Genomic DNA, 26,574 nt, shown 5'->3' with positions numbered 1-26,574 from the left:
GTACAAGTCGCTCAGTACAAGTCGCTCAGTACAAGTCGCTCAGTACAAGTCGCTCAGTACAAGTCGCTCAGTACAAGTCGCTCAGTACAAGTCAAAATAGCTAAAACCCTTTAGCTGTAAAGTTTTCTGATTTATATGGCTAACGCCACGCTACGCTATCAGCAAACCGTACCTATGTACTATTCATTTACTTCTAATAACCGAGAAGTTTTAAATCTATCCATCCACTTTTCTAAATATACCCGATTCGCTGTTTGCTCAGATTGATCTTCTGTGTCCACAGGATAAGGCATCAATCCTAAAATAGCAGCACTGGTGACACAAAACATTGATTTTTGGAAACTCATACAAATTTGTACACGCAGATCATCTTCACCCCGCAAACTACGCTTATAAATTTCATGTAAATAATCTGGTAAATAATGGCGCATATCTTGCATTAACAATGTGGGAGGAATACCCGCACCACCAATAGGTAAAGGATCTGCATATAAAGCACCATATTGAAATTTTGCCTGATCTGGGGGAACTTGATATGCTTGGGCGTTTAAAGAAACAGTTCCTAAAAAGGGAGTTCCCCGGAAAAATACCGCTTCTACATAAGGAACTGCGGTATCTGGCAAGAATTTTAAACCAACTGATTTAGGAATAATATCATAAACCTTACCGCCAATTTTCACATCGTAGGTAATAGGTCTTAAAGCATCTTTTACCAAACCTGCTTTAATATGTTCGACAACTTCAGGAATTGATTTAATTTTACCTTGATCATAAAGGTCTGATAAGCTGAGAAAAATATCAGCCATGACTCGCCAAAATTGACCTAAACCACTATAATAGGCAGATACTCGCAACTGTTCAATTAAAAAATCAGGGAACAGGTTGTTAATTCCTAACATTAAAGGATTATGCTTAAATTTAGCAGCTATTACCGCTTCTGCTCTTTCTGCAAATTCTTTACTATCTAAATAATTATCTAAGCCACCACCACCATGCCACATCATGGTTTTCATGCAATATTCTGCATACTCAAAATTAATTCTGTCATGCCACCAATGATGCAGTAATTGAGATAAAGAAACTTTACCATTAAAATATTTAAAAAATGGGAAAAACACTAAAAACTGATGTTCAGCAATGTAAATAAGATTTTGGGAATAAGCATCTAAAACCACACCATAACTTTTCAGAATACCCACTACTTCTAAAACATTTTCTGGGCTATCTTTCAGTAAAGCTTGTCCAGTTTGTAAACGCTGAATAAACTCATTCAAGGGATGATCAACGGGTTTGTTTTTGGTATTAACCATTAGTGTTTCTCCAGAACATCAACAATAACTACGTCTAAATAAGATAAATAAAAAAGACATCTCCATAAAAGAAATTATGGAACCTATTTATGGGGGCAGGTCGAAGCTTATGGGATATCTAGATGTCTGATTTTTCCGTTAAATTATCGCCCATAAGCTTCGCCCCTACGAATCCTGACTCCTGAATTCTTACCTAAAACTCTACTACAGACCTTACACCTTTTAATTTCTTTCCCCTTGATCTACTGATGCAGTGGCCACTAAGCTGGGAGTATTTACCATTCCTTGAATTGTCGCTTCGGTCCAATGTACTAACCAAGATGGTTGGATGCCAAAAACCACAATTAACACAGCTAAGATTAAAGCAGGAATGCGATCGCTCCAATATACTCTTGGTAAATTCATCACTTGCTCAGATAACCGCCCAAAAAAGGCACGATTTACCAAAATTAAGAAATAAACCGCCGTTAAACCAGTTCCCAGCATTGATAACAGGGTTTGTACAGGAAAAACTGCATAACTACCCCGAAATACAATAAATTCGGAAATAAAACCCACCATTCCAGGTATACCTGCGCTGGCCATGACTCCTAAAATAATCAAACTACCAATCACTGGCATTCCTCTTTCTGGGTTCAGTAATCCCCGAATTACTTCTAAATCACGGCTACCAGCTTTTTGATACACAACCCCCACCAAGAGAAACATCAACGCAGAAATTAAACCGTGACTCACCATTTGCATGACAGCACCCAAGACGCTGAGGGGTGTTGCTGCTGCTGCTGCTAATAAAATATAGCCCATGTGTCCGATAGAACTATAGGCTACCATTTTTTTCATGTCCGTTTGCGCGATCGCACAGGATGCACCAAACAATACACTAATCACCGCATAAGTTGCTAACGTTGGTGCTAGATATTCCCAAGCTTGGGGTAACAAGTTCATGCCAAATCTGAGTAAACCATAAGTTCCTAATTTCAACAATACCCCAGCTAATAAAACAGAAATTGGTGTAGAAGCTTCGACGTGGGCATCGGGCAACCAAGTATGAAAAGGAACGAGAGGAATTTTAATGCCAAACCCAACTAAAATTCCTGCTAATAATAATAGTTGAGTGGCTAAAGGTAGAGTGTGAGCATTTAAAGTTGCTAGTCCAAAACTAGGAGAATGACTCAACCAAACCATGCCCAAAAAACTAGCTAAAATTAAGATTCCCGAAATCGCAGTATAAATCAGAAACTTAGTAGCAGCATACCCCCGTTTTGCACCACCCCAAATAGCAATCAAAAGATAGAGGGGAATCAATTCCAATTCATAAAACAGGAAAAATAACAATAAATCCTGTGCTAAAAAAGCTCCTGTCACCCCTGCACTCAGCAGCAGCACCAAGGAGTAATAAAATTTAGGACGTTGAAGAGATTCATTACTACTATAGATGGCAATACCTGTTAAAAGTCCATTTAACAACAGCAATGGCAAGGATAAACCATCTACACCTAAATTATAGTTTAAACCTAACGCATCTATCCAAGGTAACGACTCAGCAAACTGTATTCCCACTTCCCCAGGATTAAATTTAATTGTCAGGAAAACCGTCCACAGAAAAATAATTACCGCCAAGGCCAAAGCTATTTTACGGGCAATTTTCCCACTCAGAGTAGCGGGATAGAAACCAATTAAAGCTGCACCCAGTAACGGCAGCAATATCAATGTACTTAGCATCATAATGAGGAGTTCAGGAGTTTAGGAGTTTAGGAGTTTAGGAGGAAGTAGGGGAGGTAAATAACCCAGTCACCAGTCACCAGTCACCAGTCACCAGTCACCAGTCACCAGTCACCAGTCCCCTAAAAAGGCAATTTATCCAGTAAACCCAAGGACCAGCTAATAAAGAAACCAAGAAGGCTGATCACAACGAGGATAGTTAACATATAACCTTGGGATTGACCGGAAATGCTGTATTTTAAGCTTTGTCCGCCAAAAATAGTGGCAAAGCCGACTAAGTTTACCAACCCATCCACTAAATAGCGATCGCTCCATGCAGATATCTTGGACAATAATGCTACTGCACTAACTATGGTGAAGCGATAAACTCTGTCAATGTAAAAATCATACCCTAGTAAATCTTGTAAAAATCTCCAGCCCAGAATTGTGGATCTTGACCAACCTTTATGCAAGTAAATCGTTGAGCCAATCACCACCCCTAAGACCGTGGAAGTCATCAAAGCTAATACAATGTACCAATCAATACTTTCCCAGTTTGGTAGTAAGTACCATTGCTGAAGCATCATTGGTATTAGCAGGGTGATGATAGTTAAAGTCACCATTGGCAAAGCCATTGGCCAACCGACTTCTGGGGCGCGGCGTGTTTTCTGTTGTGGTTTTCCCCAAAAGATGAGCCGGAAAACTCTGGTTAAATTTAAAGCTGTCAAGCCATTAACCAAAACTAAAACTGCAATCACCCAAGGGTTAACTTTGATTAAGCCATCAGCCCAAGCCAACATTGCCCAAAAACTACCCAAGGGTAATAATGTCACCATCCCTGCTGAACCAACTACAAAGGCGGTGGTAGTAGCTGGCATTCTTGACCACAAACCACCCATTTCTGTTAAGTCTTGACTTTGGGTGGTATATATGATGGAACCGGAACTCATAAATAATAAGGCTTTGGCGATCGCATGAGTTAGCAACAACATCAAAGCTACACCACCTTGTTCTAAACCCACTGCCAAAAACACCAATCCCATATAGGCACTTGTAGAATGAGATAAAGCCCGTTTAATATCAATCTGGGCTATTGACACCAATGTTGCACCCACCGCAGTCACCGTACCCATAATTACCAAGGCATTGAGCGCCACAGGGGATAGAACTAATATGGGCTGAATCTTGTACAAAACATAAGCACCACCAGCCACTACCAAAGAGTTTCGCATTACCGAAGCCGGGTTTGGTCCTTCCATTGCCTCATCTAACCACAAATGTAGGGGAAATTGGGCGCACTTACCAGCAGGACCAGCTATCAAGGCTATACCCAGTAATGTTGATGTTAATGGACTTAAATTAGCGGTTTGTACCCACTCATACAAGTCAGAAAAGTTCAAACTACCAGCTTGGGTGGAAAGCGTGACAACAGCCATCAGCAATAATAAATCTCCCACACGCTTGGTTAAAAACGCATCTCGCGCTGCTGTGACTACCAAGGGTTGAGCATACCAAAAACCCACCAACAAGTAAGTAGAAAGGGTGAGAACTTCCAGCAAGGCATAACTGAGGAACAAAGAATCACTAATCGCTAAACCAGTCAAAGCGGCTTCAAAAAATCCCAAAAGCCCAAAAAATCTGGCTAAAGACCAGTCTTTTTCCATGTAACCCAGGGCATAAATTTGAGCTAATAAACTTAATCCTGTGATTAAAACTATTGCCCCAATACTTACTGGTGACAGTTCTAAAGCAAAGGTTAGCTTAAAATCCGCAGTTTGAAACCAAGTAATTAATAAATTTTCTTGGTCTCTGTTCCAGATGTCTCGAAATACAATCAGGCTATGGATAAAACCTAGTAAGGTAGTCAACAAGTTCAAGTAAGCAGCAGGTCTAGGTCCTGTACGTTGAATTAACCCAATGCCCCAAGGCAGTGTTAAAATTGCCCCTAGTAAGCTATAAAAAGGTACAAACCAACTGGTGAAAAATAGAACTTCATTCATTTAATTTTTCCTTGACGACTCAGTCTTTGGTTTCTTAAACAGCCTTAAATCAATCATTTGCTTAAAAAATGTTAATTTTGAAAAAATCAAGTTTTTCTTAACTATTTCTCAAAACGCTTGAATCAGTATTTTTACTTTATTTTTACTTTCACCTGCGCTATTCACGGGCAGTTAGATATAAATTTACAAAATTTACAAAATTTACAAAATTTACAAAGTTTACAAAGTTTACAGATTTCGCAGCATTTACTGATTTTCAGTATTCAGCAATCTTGTTAAAAAAACAAGGACAAAAGCCAGTCGGTAAATTTGTATTGTGGAATTGGGCAAACTTTTAATTTCATCAAAAACCTCTCTGCTTATAATTAGGTTAAAACTGATTACTGATAGCTGAATGCTGACTAATTATCTTCTTTAATCATCTGATGGAACATTTGTCTTCCTACTTTGAAAAAAGAATTTTATACTTTATATTTAAAAATCTTATATATTGTTCATTCAATATCTGTGCCAATAGCAAAAATCAAGGAAAGACTGAGACAGTAAAATATACAGCCTTTGTTCAATCCTGAGTAGTTCAGATTAGCCCTGGCTATGAATGTGATTTTTTAAAGTAATAAAAAAATTATAAAGCATAAGTGGACACTCTAGGAAACCGTGAACTTTGATGTATTTTTTGGGTATATTAAGTTTTGTTAAGTTTTTTAAAAGTATTTTATCATAAACTATTATAGTAATTTATGTTGCCAGGGATGCCAAGGTTTCATATCCTTAATTTTAGAAGTATTTTTCTTCAATGCTCAAAATGAGCATCCCCGTCAAAAAAATACACCCATAGTACAGATTGTATTAAATTTTTAGGAGTTCTGCGATGCCAATTGCAGTTGGAATGATTGAGACAAAAGGGTTTCCAGCAGTAGTAGAAGCTGCGGATGCGATGGTAAAAGCAGCCCGTGTTACCTTAGTAGGCTATGAAAAAATCGGTAGTGCGCGTGTTACCGTAATTGTGCGGGGTGATGTATCTGAAGTACAAGCTTCAGTAGCAGCGGGAATTGAAGCCGCAAGAAGAGTCAATGGTGGTGAAGTTTTGTCTACTCATATCATTGCTCGTCCCCACGAAAACCTAGAATATGTATTACCGATTCGGTACACAGAAGCAGTAGAACAGTTCCGAACCTAAACACTTTTAAAATAAAGTGGTTAAAGGATTTGCTTGCTTACGTGGAAAATTTGTCTGTTTGTTGTTTGTTGAAAAATTTGATTTAAGGATAAAAGAATAATGTCAATTGCAGTGGGAATGGTGGAAACCCTGGGCTTTCCAGCAGTAGTAGAAGCTGCTGATGCTATGGTAAAAGCGGCTCGTGTTACCTTAGTAGGCTATGAAAAAATTGGTAGCGGTCGGGTAACAGTGATTGTGCGCGGTGACGTTTCCGAAGTCCAAGCTTCTGTAGCAGCAGGAGTAGAAAACGTGAAACGAGTTAACGGTGGACAAGTGTTGTCTACACACATAATTGCTCGTCCTCACGAAAACCTGGAATATGTACTGCCAATTAGATATACCGAGGATGTTGAACAATTCCGGGAAGGTGTAAGCGGAATTCGTCCTTTCAGAAGCAGACAATAATTAAGAATGCAAATTGCTAAAGTGCGTGGCACAGTAGTTAGCACCCAAAAAGATCCGAGTCTGCGGGGTGTCAAACTATTAATGTTGCAATTAGTAGATGAAAACGGAAATCTCCTCTCAGAATATGAGGTAGCAGCCGATAGTGTGGGAGCAGGAGTAGATGAGTGGGTACTTGTCAGTAGAGGCAGTGCCGCTCGTCAAGTTCTTGGTAACGAACAACGTCCGTTAGATGCAGCAGTAGTGGCGATAATAGATACCATTCACGTTGAAGATCGTTTCATTTACAGCAAAAAAGATCAATATAGATAGTCAGGGAACAGGTGACAGGTGACAGGTGACAGAAGTATATAGCAGGGGAGCAGGGAGCAGGGAGCAGGGGGCAAGAATAACCACCAACCACTGATTACTGACCACTGATTACTGACCACTGATTACTGATTACTGACCACTAAAAACTGACAAAAAGCATATTTGAGGAGGAATCTCACAATGGCAGTCCGCAGCACGGCGGCACCCCCAACCCCGTGGTCTAGGAGTTTAGCTGAACCAGATATCCATCAAACCGCATTTGTACATTCTTCTTGTAATCTCATTGGGGATGTACACCTGGGTCAGAATGTGATTATTGCTCCAGGAACTTCGATTAGAGCAGATGAAGGTACACCTTTTTATATTGGTGAAAATACTAATATTCAAGATGGTGTAGTCATTCATGGGTTGGAGCAAGGCCGAGTAATTGGTGATGATGGCGAGAAATACTCGGTATGGATTGGTAAAAATGCTTCTATTACCCACATGGCGCTGATTCATGGACCAGCTTATGTTGGGGACAGTTGCTTTATAGGTTTTCGCTCCACTGTCTTTAACGCCAGAGTCGGAGCAGGTTGCATCGTCATGATGCACGCATTAATACAAGATGTAGAAATTCCTCCGGGGAAATACGTAGCTTCTGGTTCTATTATTACGACCCAGCAACAAGCGGATCGTTTGCCAGATGTACAAGATCAGGATCAGCAATTTGCTCACCACGTTGTGGGGATAAATCAGGCTTTGCGGGCTGGTTATCGCTGTGCAGAGGATCTCAAGTGTATTACCCCAATTCGGGATGAACTGAATGTTTCTGGGGCAAAATCTTATACAAGCATTACCGTTGAAGAATTGGATAGGAGTAGTGAAGTGGCAAGCAAATTGGGTGCAGAAACGATAGAGCAAGTGCGCTATCTACTGGAACAAGGTTATAAAATTGGCACAGAACACGTAGATCAAAGACGTTTCCGCACAGGTTCTTGGCAAAGCTGTAAGGCTATTGAAACCCGGTCATTAGGGCAGGCGATCGCCGCCTTAGAATCTTGTTTAGTAGACCACAGTGGCGAGTATGTGCGGTTGTTCGGCATTGACAATGGTAGAAAACGGGTATTAGAAACCATCATTCAACGTCCTGATGGTGTAGTTAGCAACGGTACATCTAGCTTTAAAGCTCCGGCGGCTACATCTTACAGCAGCTACAACGGCAATGGTCATGGTAACGGTGCTGTTGCCAGTGGTAGCCTCAGTGCCGAAACCATTAACCAAATTCGCCAACTTTTGGCTAATGGCTACAAAATTGGTACAGAACACGTGGATGAGCGTCGTTTCCGTACAGGTACATGGCAAAACTGCCAACCCATTGAAACAAATTCTGCTAATGAGGTAGTAGCAGCGTTAGAAGATTGTATGGTTTCCCATCAGGGGGAATATGTACGTTTAATTGGCATTGATGCTAAAGCTAAACGTCGCGTACTAGAAACCATTATCCAACGTCCTAACGGACAAGTAGTATCTTCTGGCACAGCGAAACCAGCAGCAGCTTCTTATGGTGGTGGAACTGCAACCGTAACTAGCACCCGTTTAAGTGCAGAAGTAGTAGATCAACTGAGACAGTTGTTACAAGGTGGGTTGAAAATTAGCGTAGAACACGTAGACCAGCGCCGTTTCCGTACAGGTACTTGGGCGAGTGCCGGACAAATTGAAGCGAGAACAGAAAGAGATGCGATCGCTGCTGTAGAAGCTTGCCTCTCTGAATATCCAGGTGAATACGTGCGCTTAATTGGAATCGACACCGCAGCAAAACGCCGCGTGTTAGAAGCAATTATTCAGCGTCCATAATTTTAGGTGATAGGTGACAGAAGGCAGGAGTCAGGAGTCAGGAGTCAGGAGTCAGGAGTCAGGAGTCAGGAGAATTTAAGAATAAAGAATTAATTTTTCTTCCCCTGCTTCCCCTGCTTCCCCTGCTTCCCCCACCTACCTATCTCAAAATATTCAACATTAATTTTTCCGGCTTCCGAGGTAATAAATTCCATGTCTGTGCCGCTGCTACGCCTGGGCAACAGTTTTGATTTTTTTATGAGTGGCGATGTCAATATTCATGAAACCGCCGTAATAGCACCAGGGGTAATACTCCAAGCAGCTGCCAACAGTAAAATTATTATTGGTCCTGGGGTTTGTATTGGCATGGGGTCAATTCTCCAAGTCAATGAGGGTATCCTAGAAATAGAAGTAGGAGCAAACCTGGGAGCCGGCTTTTTGATGGTTGGCCAAGGCAAAATTGGGGCTAATGCTTGTATTGGTGCTGCTACGACAGTGTTTAACTGTTCCGTCGCACCGGAGCAAGTAGTACCATCAGGTTCAATTCTGGGAGATAGCAGTCGCCAAATTGATGCAACTCAAAATCAACCAACGGTAGAAACTTCTTCTAATACCACGGTGACAAATCCCCCAGAAACAGAACCAGAGAACCCACAAGAAAAAGTAGTTACTTCTACTCAATTCTCTGCTGTGGCTTTTGTAGATTTTAAACAAGAATCTATTTCTGTACCTCCACCTTCTCCCACTCCTAAAAGCCAGTCGCCTCCAGTTGCAGCAACCCCCCTGGTTACTGACTCTACCCCCACAGAAACTACTCTTCCAGGTTCACAAGAAACTAACTCTCAAGCACCCGAACCCAGTCCTGCTAACACTGAAAGTTCTCAAATTTTTGGAACACAGATATATGGACAAGGAAGCATTAATAGACTATTGACTACATTGTTTCCCAATCGGCAACCCTTGAGTAACCAAAACTCTGAAAATTCTTCAGAGTAAGTGTTATTTGTTAGTTGTCTGCCTTTGCGAGAATCCTGGTGAATTTATGATGGAAACATACAACCAACGCTCTCTTAGTACCATCCATGCACCACGTCGCCGCGATCCCCTCAAGGATGCAGCCTTGGGTATGGTATCCACTCTCAGTTTTCCGGCTATTGTTGGCACGGCTGATATGATGCTCAAGTCGGCTGGTGTTCATTTAGTCGGATATGAAAAAATTGGTAGTGGTCACTGTACGGCTATTGTTCGCGGTAATATTGCTGATGTGCGTCTAGCTGTAGAAGCTGGTGTACAAACAGCAGAACAGTTTGGACAATTGGTGTCTAGTTTGGTTATTCCTCGACCTTATCCCAATTTGGATATAGTTCTACCTATTAACCGTCTCACGCAAATAATGGAGGATGGCAGTTACAGCCGTTTGAGTAATCAAGCGATTGGTTTGGTGGAAACTCGTGGTTTTCCGGCAATGGTAGGGGCTTGTGATGCTATGCTGAAATCAGCAGATGTCCATTTAGCTTCCTATGAAAAAATTGGTGCGGGTTTATGTACTGCCATTATTCGGGGTACGGTGGCTAATGTGGCTGTTGCTGTAGAAGCGGGAATGTATGAGGCAGAAAGGATTGGTGAGTTAAACGCTGTCATGGTGATTCCGCGACCTTTGGATGAGTTGGAACAAACCTTGCCTGTGGCTAGTTGCTGGGTGGAAGAACGTCAACCAGTGAATATACCCTTGAATATCAAGGATAAAATTGTTGATGCAGAAGCTGTTGAATTACCTGATTTAGCGAAATTGCCTGTTAAGGTTAAGGAAGAACTTTGGAGTGATGAGTGATGAATGATGAATGGTGAATAATCAATTATATGTAGCTGTGGACAAGAACTTTAAGACATGATTGAAAACTCAAACCTAGTTTTGACAAGGGTTTTACGTTTGCCTTTTGCCTCTTGCCTTCTGCTATATTTTTCGATATTCAGCATTCATCTTGGGTTAGAAGGAATCTTACGTTTTGTGTTGTTTTGATCATATCTTTTCAATTCCATAAGTCCAATACTACACTTCTGATAGCCAGGATAGATTTTTCCCTATACTTACACTCATAACTTTAATATGTGTGCCACTACACAATATGTCAGTGTTAAGTAATACTAAATATATATAGTAGTCGGCAGATAATGAGGATCATCTCAAATTCTACAATCTTTGTAAAACAAGAGTTTTCACAATCTTACTGCTGACTAGTATATCTAACCCAAATTGCTAGTTACAAAAAAGTCAGGGTGTAGGGGTGTAGGAGAAAAACTTAATTCTTGGTTCTGAACTTCTGAACTTCTGAACTTCTAACACAACTAGCAAATTAAGTTATCTATTAACTGCTATTAGAGGAGAATCACCTTGAACCAAGCGACACTGCACCAGTTGAAGGTGTTCGAGGCCGCTGCAAGACACGGTAGCTTTACCCGTGCTGCTGAAGAGTTATTTCTCACCCAACCGACTGTATCAATGCAAATCAAGCAACTAACAAAATCTGTGGGGTTGCCATTGTTTGAACAGGTGGGAAAACGCTTATTTTTAACAGAAGCGGGACATGAGTTATTTGCCACTTGTCGCCAGATTTTTGACACTATCGCCCAGTTTGAAATGACTGTTGCGAATTTAAAGGGGCTAAAACAAGGTCAATTGCGTTTGGGGGTAATTACCACGGCTAAATATATTATTCCCCGTTTGTTGGGTCCGTTTTGCCAACTTTATCCGGGAATTGATATTTCGCTACAGGTGACAAATCATGAAGGTATTTTAGATCGGATGATTACTAATTTGGACGACTTGTATATTATGAGTCAAGTTCCAGATCATTTGGATATCAATTGTCAACCTTTTTTGGAAAATCCTTTAGTGGTTTTTGCTCCCGCTGGGCATCCGTTAGCAAAGGAAAAAAATATTCCTTTAGAACGACTGGGAGAAGAACCGTTTATTATGCGCGAACCTGGTTCGGGTACACGCCGCGCTGTGCAAAGTCTCTTAGATGAACATGGGGTGAAGGTCAAGGTAAAATTGGAATTAGGGAGTAATGAAGCTATAAAACAGGCTATAGTTGGAGGTTTGGGAATTTCGGTGTTATCTCGTCACACTTTGTTGACGGATGCCCATGAGTTTAGTATTTTGGATGTCCAGCATTTTCCCATTAAGCGGACTTGGTATATAGCTTATCCAGCAGGTAAACAATTATCTATTGTTGCTCGTACTTATTACGAGTATCTATTAGAAGCAGCAAGGAAAATTGTGGAACAGGAAATTGCTCCTCTCAGTATTAAGGTTGAGCAACTTCCGTCATAAAATTTGCATCAAATTTACATTCAAAACTTCCTTACTGCTTGACGGTGCAACAGGAAACCATTGACAATTAACCAACATAATTATTAAACCAGTGAACAGGCAAAAGGTGACAGTAATAACTGGTAACTGTTAAACATGGTGGAAAACTGGCAATGGTAAACTCGGAATTATCATCTTGGCGTAAAACAATACAAAGCTAGATTGTATCTGTCACAGTCTATGGTGACAAAGCTTTGGTTACAAGAAGAGGTGTAATATCCTTAACAGGAGAAGAACGAGAGTTATTAATTACACCTTTGCCTGTGACTTTGGAAACGGAGTCTGTGCGGGTAAATGGTGCTGGTACGGTAGGGGTGCGGTTGCTGGGAGTCAGCAGCGATCGCATTTATACTACTGAACCTGTAGGATAAAAGGTAGCACAGTTGACTAAGCAAATTCATCAGTTTAAGTGAAACTTTGGATTTTTTGAATTTTATTGGTAGTCAGTATAGCGAATATGCGATCGCCTCTGGAGAATGTAAAATCCAACAGCAAGAATTAGAAAAACAAGTACAACCTCTTCGCGCTGCATTACAGAAAATTCAAACTTTATTAACAATTCTCAACCTGATGTTTTAGAAAAGCATTTTATAACAGAAGAAATGGTTACTTTATATAACCAGGGAAAAATAGATGATTTTGTTTCTCAAAGAGATGAGTATTTAAAATCTCAAGAAAGTAAATTTGTTGAAAGTTTGAATATTAAATATGTAGATTAAATTCTGAGAAATATCTGGTAATTTTACCTATTTCCTGTTCCTTATTCCCAAAGCCCTATTCCCAAATACCCCAAATAGTGTATAATTCTTACCTCAATAGGTTCAAAATCAGATATTATGACTATGCTTCCTAATTTGCAACGTGCATTTGCTAACCGCAGTGTTTTAAAAGTAATTAGCGGTTTAAATAATTTTAACGCTGAAAGTGTTGCTGCTACCGTGAAAGCTGCTGATTTGGGTGGTGCAACTTTTGTTGATATCGCTGCTGATGCGGCTTTAGTGCATTTAGCTAAAAGCTTGACTAAATTACCTGTTTGTGTGTCCGCAGTTGCACCAGAAAAGTTTGTAGAAGCTGTTGCTGCTGGTGCTGATTTAATTGAAATCGGTAATTTTGATTCTTTTTACGCTCAAGGTCGCAGATTTGAAGCGGATGAAGTTTTGGCGTTAACTCAGCAAACCCGCGCTTTGTTACCAGAAATTACTTTATCTGTGACTGTTCCCCACATCCTAACTTTGGATCAGCAAGTTCAATTAGCTGAAGATTTAGTCAAAGCTGGTGCTGATATTATCCAAACTGAAGGCGGTACTAGCAGTCAACCTACACACCCTGGTACTTTGGGTTTGATTGAAAAAGCTGCTCCCACTTTAGCCGCAGCTTATGAAATTTCTCGTGCGGTTTCTGTACCTGTTTTGTGTGCTTCTGGTATTTCTAATGTGACTGCACCTTTGGCTGTAGCTGCTGGTGCTGCTGGTGTGGGTGTGGGTTCTGCTATTAACCAACTTAACAGCGAAATTGCCATGATCGCGGCTGTGCGTGGTTTGGTTGAAGCTTTGGCGACTGCAAATACTCGCACTTTTGCATAAAAGGCAGGAGTTATTTATTTTGGATTTTGGATTTTGGATTTTGGATTATTTACTTTTGTCAACTCCAATCTAAAATCTAAAATCTAAAATTAGACACTCTGCACTCGTAAAAACTCATAACAAGACTTTTTCAAACCTTAAATACAAAAAACGCATCTGAACGCATATGGTTATAAATGATTTTTTGTCAAGAGTTGATTTGTACTATTCAGGTTTTCAGATCAATTTACCCCTAAAATTGGTGCAAGCAACATCTATTTTTTCTCAGTGTTTTTTTAGAATGATTTAAGTATAGATTTTGCAAACCTTTGTATATCAAGGGTTAAAAGATGGCAATTTTTGATTTTTTTAAAATTTGACATACTTACCCTGATTATGAAATTTGAAAAAATTATAGCAAATGCCGGAAACTATTGCAATACCGTTGGGAAATAAAAATAATTCTCAATAAAATTTTAAGAAATGTTAAGGGAAAATGGTTGTAAGATTTGAATATGTAAACAGCTACTACTTTAAGATAAGTTAGGGTTATAAAAATATGAGTTTCTGAGTTGCGGTAAAATATGTTGATTCGCTTTTTTTATTGTTAAGGCGCATTTTTTTATTTCACGCAGAGACGCAGAGGCGCAGAGAGAAATTAAGATTTTATCTATCGAAGTTGGGGAGAAGTTTCTCACCCCTCCCTCTTAACTGTCACCTGTCACCTGTCACCTGTCACCTCTTCTAACTTAAACAGTCTTTCAACGCATAAATGACTTTATCTTGCTGTTCCTGTGTGAGTTCTGGGAACATGGGTAAAGATATGACTTCATGACAGGTTTTTTCGGACACAGGTAATTGTCCTGGTTGATAACCTAAACTTTCATAAACCGGCTGCAAGTGTAAAGGGCGGGGATAATAGAGCATTGTGCTTACTTCTTTTTCTTGCAGTTGAGTCCGCACCCAGTCCCGATATTTGGAACTTGCACCATTTCTTTCTTCACTGGAAACGCGCATGGTATATTGATTCCAAACGGCTTCTCCTCCTAATAATTCTTGGGGGGGAGTAATGCCAGGAATTTGACTGAGGTATTGATAATAATATGTTGCTATTTTTTGCCTGTGTTTGTTCCAGGTGTTTAAATAACGAAGTTTGATTTGCAGGATGACTGCTTGAATGGCATCTAAGCGACTGTTAACGCCGATTTCTTCGTGAATGTATCTAACTTTGCTGCCATGTTCTCGTAATATTCGCAGTTTAGCAGCGATCGCACTATCGTTAGTTGTAATTGCACCCCCATCACCGCAACCACCAAGGTTTTTGGTGGGGTAAAAGCTGAAACATCCAATATGACCAATACTACCAACTTTTTGATTTTCCCAACTTGCACCGGTGGCTTGAGCGCAATCTTCAATTACTGCTAAATTATGAGAGTTGGCGATCGCCATTAAAGCTGTCATATCCACTGGTAAACCAAACAGGTGAACGGGGATAATAGCTTTAGTTTTGGGTGTAATTGCTGCGGCTATTTGGGTGACATCTAAATTAAAGGTAGTAGCATCAATATCTACAAATACAGGTGTTGCACCGACAGCAGTTATGACTTCGGTGGTAGCAAAAAAGCTAAAGGGTGTGGTAATAACTTCATCACCTGCACCAATTTCTAAAGCACGTAAAGCCAGATATAAAGCGTCAGTACCGGAATTACAAGCTACACATTCCGTGACACTATGATAAGCTGCAAACTGTTCTTCAAAACCTTCTACCGCAGGACCACCAATATAACGGCCAGAACTGAGAACTTCTAAAACAGCATGACTGACTTCGGCTTCAATGGTGGCATATTGCTGTTTGATATCAAATGCAGGAACGGAATTTACACTTTGGATCATAGTTGTTATTTTATCGGGAGATTCAAAAGATACACTTTTAACGGTGATATAGCAGTATACAGGGTAGTTATGACATTAATTTACGACATTAATTGATCATAAAACTAGGACTAAAATAGGTTGTACTTCTGCCTTCTGCTTGTAAACTATCTCAGGAAATAAAGAAACCATGCCGGATTTGATTAAACTGGATATTGTAGATTTAGTGTTAGCTGTGGGTTTAATGGCGATCGCTATTGGTTTATCTGTCTGGGAAAAATTAGGACTAGAGTTAAACCTAGCATTAGCCACCGGTAGAACCATCCTCCAACTTATAGTATTAGGATACGTTTTAGACTTCATTTTTGCTGTCGATAATGTTTGGTCTGTTGTGGGAATTTTTACTATCATTCTCACAATTACGGCAATTGTCGCACGAAACCGCATCAGTCAAAAAATTCCTTTGGTACTGCCTTTAGTTTGGGTAGTGATTTTTGCTAGTACGTCATTAACCTTACTTTATACCAATTTTTTGATTATCCAACCTGACAAATGGTATGAACCCCGTTATTTAATTCCTTTGGGTGGTATATTGATCGGTAACGCTATGAATGCCGCAGCAGTAGCCGGAGAAAGGCTAGTTAGCAGTATTAATCAATTTCCTACAGAAATAGAAACACACCTCAGTTTAGGTGCAACACCCCAGCAAGCTGTTAGTCACTATCGCCAAGATGCAATTAAAGCTGCATTTGTTCCTACTTTAAATCAAATGATGCTAATTGGCATGGTGACAATACCCACTTTTACCAGTGGACAATTATTAGCTGGAGTATCTGCATTGGCAGCGGTTTCTTATGAAATTTTAATTATTTTTATGGTAGCTGTGGTTAATTTGTTGACGACTATTTTTGTCACTAAAGGTTTATGTCGGCAATTTTTTAATGATGCAATGCAGTTGGTAAGATGATATTAAGTTTTGCTATAATTAAAAGTAAATATCACATTTTTGATTATGAGTATCTTAATACCTGATGATATTCTGCGAGCGAGCAAAATGACAGAAGAAGAATTAAAATTAGAAATTGCTATCATGCTTTATCAACAAGGAAAAATTAGTGGTGGTAAAGTTCGTGCTTGGACTGGACTAACAGTGATAGAATTTCAACATCAGCTTGCTGTAAGAGGACTTTGTGTTAATTATGATATAGAGGATTTTCAATCAGATATCAAAACCCTAGAATCAATGGGGTTATTATGATTATCGTTAGTTATACTTCACCCATTACTAATTTAGCAGCAATTAGTCAACTAGATTTATTGCAAAAACTTTACACTTCTAAGCTGTTGTGCATTTAATTTGTATAAGTGGAACAGGCATCTTGCCTGTTAAACAAGAGTTCAGAATATTAGGATTATACAATTTAGCTGTTACACAGCTTATTAACTGGGTTATTAGGAGTCCTATTGCAAGCGAAACGACAAATTTTGATCCCTTCTGTAAAAATTTTGTTAGATAAAATGATTGAAAAAGCTGACTTTCGAGTCAGTAAGGAATTGTATTCAACAATTATACAAGCTGCTGGGGAATAATTAGGATTGAGAGTTATTCATCCCGAAAAAGTTCTAATTGTGTTTGTTTAATTTCCTTTTGTTTTTCCGCAGATTTCAAAACTTCTAAACTTAATCTCATATCTAATCTTTTTTGTTGTTCAATGATTTCTTGTACTGTGATCATCTGAATTTTATCTACAGGTTGACTCATATACCGACTTTGATAAATTCCTGCTTCTTTTGCAGTTTGGATCATGTCTTTTGTCGGTGGTTTTAAGGTAATAAAAATCCCTAATACTGCACTTTCTAGGGTTATTGTTCCCTGTAAATCTCTAATATCTCCAGATTTGACATTACCAGATTTTACTTGTAAAATTATCTTTTCTGGTTCGTTTTTGTCTCCTGTAAAATACGCTATTCCATCAATTCCTTTATCTGCTCCTTTCTTTTGATTAATGGTAGCACGATTATTAGTATAGGTTAAAATTGTCCATTTCTCAAATTCTTTACGAGTGCGATCGTCTTTTTTCAATGCTAATGCTTCCGCAGATTGCATATCTTTTGGAATACCGCTAATATTAATATTTTCTAATACTTGTTTGCCAAAAGAGTCTTCTAATCTTTTCAGAATTAAACTAATACTTTGATAAGTAATATCAATTCCTATCCATTGTCGATTTAATCTTTGTGATACTGCTACTGTTGTTCCACAACCACAATAAGCATCTAATATGATATCACCTTCGTTACTACTGGCTTGAATTATTCTTTCTAATAATGCTTCGGGTTTTTGTGTGGGATATCCTAATAATTCTTTGTGCCAAGATCGCAAAGCTTCTACATCATTCCAAGTATCTTGGATTGGTAAACCTTCACTTTCATCTAAATATCTTTTAATTCTCGCAACACGATTTTTAGTATAGTAAATTCTCCCTTGTTTATCAAGTTTTTCCATTGTTTCTTTTGGACATCTCCACAGTTTTGTCACTCCATTCCATTCATATTGATAACCGCCTCCAGCTAAACCAGCAGCACCCAAATCACCTGACATCCATTTTCTCCCATCATCATCTTGATATCTGTAATATTTATCAATATAACTTTGTTCATATTTTTGATATACCTGATTCCAGGTAGTTTTCCAACTTTTGGAATAGTAAAAAATCACATCATGAACATTACCATATTTACCAGAATCACTATGTCCTGATGTACGTTTCCAGATAATTTCATTTTTGAAATCTCCACCTTGAGAACAAAAAATAGCATCTATAATAATTTTTAAATAATGGGAAGCTGTGGGATCACAATGCAAGTAAAAACTACCTGTGGGTTTCAAAACTCGGTGGATTTCTGCTATTCTTAAAGTCATGTTCACTAAATAAGCTAATAGACTTCCTTTACCCAGAACTTTGGTTAACCCAGAAATTAAATCTATGCTTTGAGAAGTAAAATGTCCTAAATAGTTTTCTTGAATTTCTGCTAAACCTTGATTAGCGTGATCATCCCATGTCCATGTATCAATAAAAGCTTGAGTTTTTGCTTTATCTTCTTTACCGATATTATTATAAATTTGGTGATAATTGCGTTGAGAATTAAAGGGCGGATCAATATAGCAAATATCCACAGTTTCATCTTTGATGTGTTTTCTCAAAACCTGCAAATTATCACCATAAAATAACTGATTGACCATAATTAATAATCTCAAAATTTAAATGTTTTAGCTATTTCAAGATCATATTTTACAATATGTCTAATTCAATGCTATAAAATCGTATAAAATTTTAATATTTTCCTGGTTGATTACTTTAATAAATAAGTCAAAATCCAATTAAAATTGATAGATACCGGACTTCTTAAAGAAGTCCGGTATCTGGGTAAATGAATGATATTAAATGATATTAAATGATATTTACTTTTTAGGCCAACGCCAATTATACCGATTCCATTCATAAACACCGGGTATTTCATATTCACTACCATTAAAAAAGCGAATTTGACAAATACTAAAACTGTCATTACTATTAACAATTTCATCAATATTAATTACCATACAGGGAATCCATTCCTTCTGAGATATATCATCTTCTGGTATCCATTCCCACAGTGCATTAGAAACTTCAATGCGATCGCCTACTTTCAGTTTTAAAGCTTCTTCCAAATAAGCATACTTATCAAAATGATATGCTTGCACCCGATTTAACCACTGTAAACCATAACGTTGGCGAATAAATTGCACTTTTCCCGAATCTTGTGCTAAAAGCCAATCATTAAGTAATTGTACTTTCCAAGTGCGGTTTTGTGCTTCCTCTGCTTTGACAAACTCCAAAAACACCTCTAATTCCTCTGGAGTCAGTTCATCCAAAGGGTTGTTAGTATCTGATACCTTAGAAGTTAAGCTTCTCTGAATCTGTTCGACTACTTGCAGCAATATTTGTTTCTGTATATCAGTGAGAGGACAGTCAGCAGCATCACAACGACTAAATGCTGTTTGCAAGACTGCTTCAATCTCATCTGGATTCATAAGCTGGTGCAAAGAATGGTCTATTGATACAATTATTGCAAAATTAAATTCCACTTTCTCATTAAAAAACAGGGAATTTTCGGTAATCGGCAAATAAAACTTTTGTATACTTTTTGTAAATTTACTTTGTGTTTTATGCGATCGCACTCACTCAACCTATCACTCAAGCTATCACTCAAGCTAATATTAATCTCTTGTTTATTAGTTTTCTGCTCTTGGGTTTTTACCTTACCAGCTCAAGCTTTAACACAAATTAAACTATCTGACTTATCATACCAAGATTGTCCACCAGAATTAGCACAAGGTGCTGTTGTTAGTAATGGTTCAGGGTCTGCTAATTGCTTTATTGTCACTGGTAAAGCAGAAAACAGCACTTATAAAACAGTCTATGACGCAGATATATACGGACGCATCTATGATGCCAATAATAATCCAATATTACAAAACCGCACCCGTCTAGGTTCTATTCCTGAAGTACCACCTGGTGTTAGTAATTTTGAGTTAAGAATTTCTGTACCTGCAAACCAACCAACTCCTTTGAAACTAAAGCAATTTAAAGCATCTGGGTTTAGCGGTAAAGTGCGAAGATAGAAGTCAGGAGGCAGGAGTTATTGATTTTGGATTTTGGATTTTGGATTTTGGTGAAGCAGTGCGGTCTTGGGGGTTTCCCCCATGAGCAACTGCTGAACCCGCAGGGATTGTTTTTGTTAACTCCAATCTAAAATCTAAAATCTAAAATCTAAAATTTTCCTCCCTATTCCCTGCCTCCACGAAAAGACTTTTTCAGCAAATCCTATATTTTTACAATACATTCCCGGCTGATATCAGACCGGGTAATTACCGAAATGAGCAGAAATGATTTAAAATCCCTGGACTAAAGGAACAAGACCAGATATTAAACTACTAGCAACATTGAGTGCAAGGAAAGCTAGGATAGGCGAAAAATCCATACCACCCAATGGGGGGATAATTGAACGAAATAGATTAAGATAGGGGTCACTAATCTGGCTCAAGGCTGCAAATGGTTGGTTATACCAGTTGACTTGGGGAAACCAGGTTAATAAAACCCGAATGATTAGCAAAGAGCTATAGATAGTGATGAAAGTATTGAGAGTGTTAATCAGTAAATACATAGATGTAGATAGGTGATGTTTGTGGTAAACGTTAAACGCTGTCTTATGTCTTGATTTTAATTTAGCTAATGTCATAGCGTCTGCAAATAGCAGCGACATCTACCAAAATAGGTTTTTCGCTATGATGTAACTGCTGTTTAAGAGTCTTGGGTCATAGAGCGTTCAGCAGGTTGAGATGAACTACCATTAACATTGCTCAACTGATTTCGCACATCATCAATTGTGGCATTGAGTTGAGCGATTTTATCTTCTAGCGATCGCCTTGCTGTTTCCATTTCTAAATCTTCACCAGCAGCGGATCTCATCTGCCGTTTTCTTCTAGCTGGAACTTTACCCGCTGTCACAGAACCATTGTTAATTTCTCTCTCTTCCTCTTCCACTGTATCCCGTCGAGATGCCAGCACAGCACCTAAAACGCCGCCAACTACACCGCCAACAATAGTCCCAAGTAAAAAACCACTGGCAAAACCATCTTTTTGACTCATATTTTCACCGCCTTGAACAAAGAAACCATCAGAAGCCAATTTTCAGTAATTTTATTAGTTATCCAAACATTCGGGTCTAAAACCCCGCTTTTTCAGGTGCAAAGTTTTTGCAGTGGGCGATTAATACCCATAACAAAAACGGCCTTCTGCCTTCTGCCTTCTGCCTTCGTCAAGTCCCAAAGATGCGATCGCCTGCATCTCCTAATCCCGGTACAATAAATCCCTGATCGTTAACCGTTTCATCAATAATGGCACTATAAACTGTTAAGCCAGGATAAGCAGCACTCAATTTTTGCAAAGCTGGTGGTGCAGCTACCACGCAAACAATTCGCGTTAACGTCGGATCAACACCCCTTTGTGTCAATTCTGCCATTGCTGTCATTATAGATCCTCCTGTTGCTAACATGGGATCGGTAATTAACACCCTCGTTTCTGGATCAAATTTCTCTGGTAGTTTGTTCAAATAACAAGAGGGTTCTAAGGTTTCCTCATTTCGCACTAAACCCAAATGGTAAACTTTTGCTAAAGGTAATACCGTTTGCGCTCCCTCTAATAAGCCTAACCCAGCCCGGAGAATCGGTACAACTGCCACTGGTACTTGTGGATCAATGAAAGTTGCTGCACAAGGAGCTAAGGGAGTATTAACCACCGTGTTTTGCGTTGGTAACCACTCTCTTGCGGCTTCATAACTTAGCCATCGTCCCAACTCCGTAATCGCAGAGCGAAATAATACTGAAGGTGTAGCTGCATCACGAGCTACCGCCAGCCAGTGTTTGATCAGGGGATGGGGTGGGACATAAACTAGCAATTGTTGAGTCATAGTTCAAAAAGCAGCCTCTCACTATCAAGGAACTGATCCACCATCATACTCTTTCCCGCCTGTGCATTGGTTAGATAGGCTCATTTATGGCTGTGGACAATCTGTGTATTTCCGGCATTTGTGCGATCGCTTTCCAACTATTGCAATAAATTTTCATTAGTAGTTGACAGATATTCTCAATCAAGGCTATATTGTTTATAGTGTTCTCCTCTCTTTAAAGGATCGGCAGACGGGATTGGCCAGTAATAGCGGCTTGTCCCTCTTTTTTTTCAGCTTTCAAGGCTAAAATATAAAAAATGAGAACAAATACGCAAACTCTAGTATTTACCAATTACCAATTACCAATTACCAATTACCAATTATGTTTGATGCTATTATTATTGGTGCTGGTATCGGGGGTTTAGTTACCGCCACCCAGTTAGCAGCTAAAGGCGCGAAAGTCTTGGTTTTAGAACGTTATTTAATTCCTGGTGGTAGTGCAGGTTATTTTCAACACCAAGGATATACTTTTGATGTTGGTGCATCCATGATATTTGGTTTTGGTAAAAAAGGAACAACCAACCTACTCACCCGCGCTTTAGATGCAGTCAATGTTCACTTAGAAACCATCCCTGATCCTGTCCAAATTCATTATCATTTACCTGATAATTTAGATATTAAAGTTGATCAAAATTACGAGAAATTTTTACAAAATTTAATTGCTTATTTTCCCCATGAAGAAAAAGGGATTCGCCGATTTTATAACGAATGTCAAAAAATTTTTAATTGCCTCAATAGCATAGAATTATTATCATTAGAAGAAATTGGTTATGTAATGCGAGTATTCTGGCAAAACCCCTTAGCTTGCTTAGGTTTAGCCCAATACTTACCGCAAAATGTTGGCGATATAGCCCGCAAATATATTAAAGATCCGTTATTATTAAAATTCATAGATATTGAATGTTATTGTTGGTCTGTCGTTCCTGCTAATATGACACCAATGATTAATGCTGGAATGGTGTTTTCTGATCGTCATTATGGGGGAGTTAATTATCCTAAAGGTGGAGTAGGAAAAATTGCCCAAAAATTAGCAGAAGGTTTAGAAAAATGTGGTGGTAAAATTGAATATCAAGCAAGAGTGACAAAAATTCTCACTAAACAGGGTCAAGCTATTGGTGTACAATTAGCAACAGGTGAAGTTTATCATGGTAAAAAAATTGTATCTAATGCTACGCGCTGGGACACTTTTGAAAAATTACTACCAAAAGCACAAATACCACCTAATGAGAAAAATTGGCAGCAGAGATATCAGAAATCACCAAGTTTTTTAAGTTTGCATTTAGGTGTAAAAGCTTCCGTATTACCTACAGGAACAGAATGTCATCACATTATTTTAGAAGACTGGGAAAAAATGGAATCAGCAGCAGGGACCCTGTTTGTATCTATTCCCACATTGCTAGATCCGAGTTTAGCTCCTCCAGAATACCACATTATTCATGCTTTTACACCGGATTGGATTGATAATTGGCGGGGACTTTCTAGGAGTGAATATGCAGAAAAGAAGGAACAAGCAGCAGGGGAAATTATTAACAGATTAGAACGAATTTTTCCCGGTTTAGATGCGGGTTTGGACTATATGCAAGTGGGAACACCCCTAACCCATCGGCGGTTTTTAGGTAGGGTTGATGGAACTTATGGACCAATACCCAGACGTAAGTTATGGGGTTTGTTGGGTATGCCTTTTAATCGTACCACCATACCTAATCTTTATTGTGTGGGTGATAGCACATTTCCGGGTCAAGGTTTAAATGCTGTGGCGTTTTCTGGGTTTGCTTGCGCTCATCGTATTGCAGTAGATTTGGGAATTTAGATAATTAGTGTGGTGAGTTAGGCGATCGCTAACACACCCTTATCTATCTACTTTAGCTGTCACCTCTTCTTCCTTGTTCTCTTAATAATTGATCCATCCATTCTTGAGCTTCCACAGATAAATCTGGTACAGGAGGAATATTATAATCTAAGGTTAAATCAAATCTAGCTTTTTTATAGATAACTGATAACAAATCCTGCAAGTTTACTTCTATTTCCTGTTCCCCTTTTTGTAGAGGAATAGTAAAATTAGGTATAGTTTCTCTGACACTAAATGCAAATAGTTGAGCCGATGGTAAGCGATAAGACCTAACAATTAAAATTCGATAATCTGTATCAGCAATATGGGTAATCATAGGCATTTTTTCCCCAGCCCTAATTAAGTCTATTTCTACTAAATTAGTATCACTTTGTAGTATTTTCTCCCGTTTTTCTAAATAGGATTTTCTACCTTCTTTTGTTCTTTTATTAGTAGGAGAAAGCACTTCAATTATAGTTACTACTTTACCTGTAGAAACTTCTCTAATTTCTAAATATCCTTCTTTGATTTCTAAAGGTAAGGGTAAGGTGACATCAACGGATTTATTTGCTGTTTCTGTGGATAAAGTTGCTGTTGCTGTATAAATATCTGATTTTTGAGTTTTTTGTTTTACTGATAAAATCGTTACATTGGGAATACCAACTAACAGAGAATCTTCACTGTCAGTTCTATAGGTGCGTTTTTCTATAGCTACGCGATATTTTTGGCTAAGATGGGATTCTATATTATCAGCTATGGCTGTAATTAATCTATGATGTACTTCTGACCATAAATCAGGATTTTCTAAATAGGGATTCATCCCTGGAAATGGTGAAGTCATAAATTTATCCTATACAATTATTGGAGTTCCTGTTTTATTATAGCATTTCTAGGAAAGTAAGTATTATATATTGTAGGGTGTGTTAGGCACAGCGTAACGCACCCTAATGGAGTTTTACATTTAAACTAATTTGACCTTATTTGCTGCTTTTGTCGCTTTTTCCCTCGCTGATTTTTCATCATTTCCTTTTGCTAATGCTACTCCCATTCTTCTGTAAGGATGTGCGGTTGGTTTACCAAATAATCTAATATCTACATCCTTTTCTGTTAATGCTTCTGCAACACCTGTAAATGCAATAGAATCAGATTTTTCAGAGGCTAAAATTACCGCACTTGCAGAATATCCTAGTTGTTCAATATGGGGAATAGGTAAACCTAAAATTGCCCGTAAATGTAATTCAAATTCATTCAAATTCTGGGAAATTAACGTTACCATTCCGGTATCATGGGGACGGGGTGAAAGTTCAGAAAAGATGACTTCATCTTTGGTAATGAAAAATTCAACTCCGAAAATTCCCGCACCTCCTAAAGCATCAGTTACTTTTTTAGCTATTGCTTGAGATGCTAAAATTTTATCATCAGAAATACAAGCAGGTTGCCAAGATTCTTGATAATCTCCTCTTTCTTGTCTGTGTCCAATGGGAGGACAGAATATAGTTTCTGCATCCCATTGTTTAATGGTAAGTAAGGTAATTTCAATTTCAAAATTGATAAATTCTTCTACTATGACTTTTTGACTGTCACCTCTAGAATTTTCAATTGCATATTTCCAAGCTTTCTCTACTTCTGTTCTATCATTAACTACAGATTGACCTTTTCCTGATGATGACATTACAGGTTTCACAACATTAGGAAAACCGATTTCTTCAGAAATAGCAATCAATTCTTCTAAGCTGACTGCATAACCATATTTAGCGGTTCTGATTCCTAATTCTTTGTGTGCTAATTCTCGGATTCTATCACGATTCATCGTGTAATTGGTTGCTGCTGCGGTGGGAATAACTGTAATTCCTCTTTGTTCAAATTCCTGTAATTTTTCTGTTCTAATTGCTTCAATTTCTGGGATAATAAAATCAGGTTTGTGTTTAGTAACTACCGCTTCTAAATCTTCTGCACTGAGCATAGAAATTACTTCTGAACAGTCAGCAACCTGCATTGCGGGAGCGTTTGCATAACGATCAACTGCGATCACATAATTACCTAAGCGTTGTGCAGCAATGACAAATTCTTTTCCTAGTTCTCCTGAACCGAGTAACATTAATTTTTGGGGTAGTTGCAGTGATTTTTTCATGGTTTACCTTGGTCGGTTTTTAATATGTTGATCTTTTAAGATAATAAACTATTTAGATGACCGAATTTTGCGAGGGGATTTGAATTTTTCAATTGTCTGAATCAGGATAACCAGGATTAAAGGATGTACAGGATGGTAATTTTTAGATGGTTTGTAATCATTTCAATAAAATCATCAAAAAACATCCTGTAAATCCCAACATCCTCACAAAAAATAATCAAAAAACATCCTGAAAATCCTCAAATCCTGGACATCCTGATTCAGACAATTAAAATCCTAAAATCATCACAAACAATCATCAAAAAACATCCTGAAAATCCTAAAATCCTGGACATCCTGATTCAGACAAATAATGATTAAATCCGACTTTCCGCACTTCAAAATATACTACGTTAATACTTCAATAAATTTTACAAAAAATGTTGATATTATTCAATATTTAAACGTATGAATTATAGCCCTTCGTCGATCGCTATTCAACCACCATTAACCCCAAT

At 38.5% G+C, this 26,574-nt stretch carries 24 protein-coding genes and 1 pseudogene; 14 read left to right on the top strand and 11 right to left on the bottom strand.

The window, feature by feature from the left end; translation table 11 throughout:
* Positions 1-179 precede the first annotated feature (179 nt).
* From PN497_RS07030 to PN497_RS07020, 3 genes are all read right to left on the bottom strand, one after another.
* On the bottom strand, positions 180-1,310 hold the full coding sequence (locus PN497_RS07030; RefSeq protein ID WP_096571317.1) for a CO2 hydration protein: 1,131 nt from the start codon (positions 1,308-1,310) through the stop codon (positions 180-182).
* Between the two features lie 222 nt (positions 1,311-1,532).
* A complete protein-coding gene (locus PN497_RS07025; protein WP_096572803.1) occupies positions 1,533-3,032 on the bottom strand; it encodes an NADH-quinone oxidoreductase subunit M in 1,500 nt (499 codons plus the stop codon).
* A 122-nt stretch (positions 3,033-3,154) separates the two neighbouring features.
* Positions 3,155-5,011, bottom strand: a complete 1,857-nt coding sequence (locus tag PN497_RS07020) for an NAD(P)H-quinone oxidoreductase subunit F (RefSeq protein WP_096571315.1) — start codon at positions 5,009-5,011, stop codon at positions 3,155-3,157.
* A gap of 871 nt (positions 5,012-5,882) precedes the next feature.
* Here PN497_RS07020 and PN497_RS07015 point away from each other — a divergent pair.
* From PN497_RS07015 to PN497_RS06975, 9 genes and pseudogenes are all read left to right on the top strand, one after another.
* Positions 5,883-6,191 carry a carbon dioxide-concentrating mechanism protein CcmK gene (locus tag PN497_RS07015; RefSeq protein WP_006276527.1) on the top strand — a complete coding sequence of 103 codons (309 nt, stop codon included), beginning with the start codon at positions 5,883-5,885 and terminating at the stop codon, positions 6,189-6,191.
* A 99-nt stretch (positions 6,192-6,290) separates the two neighbouring features.
* Positions 6,291-6,635, top strand: coding sequence for a carbon dioxide-concentrating mechanism protein CcmK (locus PN497_RS07010; protein WP_096571313.1), 345 nt, complete (start codon positions 6,291-6,293; stop codon positions 6,633-6,635).
* 6 nt (positions 6,636-6,641) lie between these two features.
* A complete protein-coding gene (locus tag PN497_RS07005) occupies positions 6,642-6,944 on the top strand; it encodes a EutN/CcmL family microcompartment protein (RefSeq protein ID WP_096571311.1) in 303 nt (100 codons plus the stop codon).
* A 180-nt stretch (positions 6,945-7,124) separates the two neighbouring features.
* Positions 7,125-8,780 (top strand): ribulose bisphosphate carboxylase small subunit, encoded by a 1,656-nt coding sequence (locus tag PN497_RS07000; RefSeq protein WP_096571309.1) that lies wholly within the window; start codon positions 7,125-7,127, stop codon positions 8,778-8,780.
* A 192-nt stretch (positions 8,781-8,972) separates the two neighbouring features.
* The gene (locus PN497_RS06995; protein ID WP_096571307.1) at positions 8,973-9,755 is read left to right on the top strand and encodes an LbetaH domain-containing protein; all 783 of its coding nucleotides are present in this window, start codon (positions 8,973-8,975) and stop codon (positions 9,753-9,755) included.
* 49 nt (positions 9,756-9,804) lie between these two features.
* Positions 9,805-10,590, top strand: coding sequence for a carbon dioxide-concentrating mechanism protein CcmK (locus PN497_RS06990; RefSeq protein WP_096571305.1), 786 nt, complete (start codon positions 9,805-9,807; stop codon positions 10,588-10,590).
* 561 nt (positions 10,591-11,151) lie between these two features.
* Positions 11,152-12,093 carry a LysR family transcriptional regulator gene (locus PN497_RS06985; RefSeq protein WP_096571303.1) on the top strand — a complete coding sequence of 314 codons (942 nt, stop codon included), beginning with the start codon at positions 11,152-11,154 and terminating at the stop codon, positions 12,091-12,093.
* 200 nt (positions 12,094-12,293) lie between these two features.
* Positions 12,294-12,681 (top strand): annotated as a pseudogene (locus tag PN497_RS06980) (DUF4140 domain-containing protein); the annotation flags it as partial.
* A gap of 287 nt (positions 12,682-12,968) precedes the next feature.
* Positions 12,969-13,715, top strand: a complete 747-nt coding sequence (locus PN497_RS06975) for a DUF561 domain-containing protein (protein ID WP_096571301.1) — start codon at positions 12,969-12,971, stop codon at positions 13,713-13,715.
* A gap of 723 nt (positions 13,716-14,438) precedes the next feature.
* On the opposite strand, the gene PN497_RS06970 is transcribed toward PN497_RS06975, so the two are convergent.
* Complete coding sequence (locus PN497_RS06970; RefSeq protein WP_096571299.1) at positions 14,439-15,587, bottom strand: DegT/DnrJ/EryC1/StrS family aminotransferase; 1,149 nt, start codon at positions 15,585-15,587, stop codon at positions 14,439-14,441.
* Between the two features lie 169 nt (positions 15,588-15,756).
* Here PN497_RS06970 and PN497_RS06965 point away from each other — a divergent pair, with 169 nt between their 5' ends.
* The 3 genes from PN497_RS06965 (at position 15,757) to PN497_RS25895 (ending at position 17,156) form a co-directional block, all read left to right on the top strand.
* Positions 15,757-16,533 (top strand): ABC transporter permease, encoded by a 777-nt coding sequence (locus PN497_RS06965; protein ID WP_096571297.1) that lies wholly within the window; start codon positions 15,757-15,759, stop codon positions 16,531-16,533.
* A gap of 45 nt (positions 16,534-16,578) precedes the next feature.
* A complete protein-coding gene (locus tag PN497_RS06960; RefSeq protein WP_096571295.1) occupies positions 16,579-16,824 on the top strand; it encodes a UPF0175 family protein in 246 nt (81 codons plus the stop codon).
* 167 nt (positions 16,825-16,991) lie between these two features.
* The gene (locus tag PN497_RS25895) at positions 16,992-17,156 is read left to right on the top strand and encodes a DUF3368 domain-containing protein (protein WP_096571293.1); all 165 of its coding nucleotides are present in this window, start codon (positions 16,992-16,994) and stop codon (positions 17,154-17,156) included.
* Positions 17,157-17,169: 13 nt separating this feature from the next.
* Here the strand turns inward: PN497_RS25895 and PN497_RS06955 are convergent, their stop codons facing one another.
* Together PN497_RS06955 and PN497_RS06950 are read right to left on the bottom strand one after the other, a co-directional pair.
* Positions 17,170-18,810 carry a DNA methyltransferase gene (locus PN497_RS06955; protein WP_096571291.1) on the bottom strand — a complete coding sequence of 547 codons (1,641 nt, stop codon included), beginning with the start codon at positions 18,808-18,810 and terminating at the stop codon, positions 17,170-17,172.
* 219 nt (positions 18,811-19,029) lie between these two features.
* On the bottom strand, positions 19,030-19,641 hold the full coding sequence (locus tag PN497_RS06950) for a hypothetical protein (RefSeq protein ID WP_096571289.1): 612 nt from the start codon (positions 19,639-19,641) through the stop codon (positions 19,030-19,032).
* Positions 19,642-19,776: 135 nt separating this feature from the next.
* On the opposite strand from PN497_RS06950, the gene PN497_RS06945 reads away from it, so the two are divergent.
* Entirely contained in the window at positions 19,777-20,232 is a 456-nt protein-coding gene (locus PN497_RS06945) for a biotin carboxylase (RefSeq protein ID WP_096571287.1), read from the top strand.
* 269 nt (positions 20,233-20,501) lie between these two features.
* Here the strand turns inward: PN497_RS06945 and PN497_RS06940 are convergent, their stop codons facing one another.
* The 3 genes from PN497_RS06940 to upp form a co-directional block, all read right to left on the bottom strand.
* Complete coding sequence (locus PN497_RS06940) at positions 20,502-20,774, bottom strand: YggT family protein (protein ID WP_096571285.1); 273 nt, start codon at positions 20,772-20,774, stop codon at positions 20,502-20,504.
* 137 nt (positions 20,775-20,911) lie between these two features.
* A complete protein-coding gene (locus tag PN497_RS06935; protein ID WP_096572802.1) occupies positions 20,912-21,259 on the bottom strand; it encodes a hypothetical protein in 348 nt (115 codons plus the stop codon).
* A 169-nt stretch (positions 21,260-21,428) separates the two neighbouring features.
* Positions 21,429-22,079, bottom strand: coding sequence for a uracil phosphoribosyltransferase (upp, locus tag PN497_RS06930; protein ID WP_096571283.1), 651 nt, complete (start codon positions 22,077-22,079; stop codon positions 21,429-21,431).
* Between the two features lie 361 nt (positions 22,080-22,440).
* On the opposite strand from upp, the gene crtH reads away from it, so the two are divergent.
* Complete coding sequence (gene crtH / locus PN497_RS06925; RefSeq protein WP_096571281.1) at positions 22,441-23,928, top strand: carotenoid isomerase; 1,488 nt, start codon at positions 22,441-22,443, stop codon at positions 23,926-23,928.
* A gap of 52 nt (positions 23,929-23,980) precedes the next feature.
* Here crtH and PN497_RS06920 read toward each other — a convergent pair whose 3' ends face one another.
* Positions 23,981-24,787, bottom strand: coding sequence for a DUF4058 family protein (locus PN497_RS06920; protein WP_096571279.1), 807 nt, complete (start codon positions 24,785-24,787; stop codon positions 23,981-23,983).
* Positions 24,788-24,907: 120 nt separating this feature from the next.
* Positions 24,908-26,077, bottom strand: coding sequence for a formate-dependent phosphoribosylglycinamide formyltransferase (purT, locus tag PN497_RS06915; protein WP_096571277.1), 1,170 nt, complete (start codon positions 26,075-26,077; stop codon positions 24,908-24,910).
* Positions 26,078-26,574 lie beyond the last annotated feature (497 nt).

Source organism: Sphaerospermopsis kisseleviana CS-549, from assembly GCF_028329225.1.
Lineage (GTDB): Bacteria > Cyanobacteriota > Cyanobacteriia > Cyanobacteriales > Nostocaceae > Sphaerospermopsis > Sphaerospermopsis kisseleviana.
This window is presented reverse-complemented; position numbering and strand designations above follow the sequence as displayed.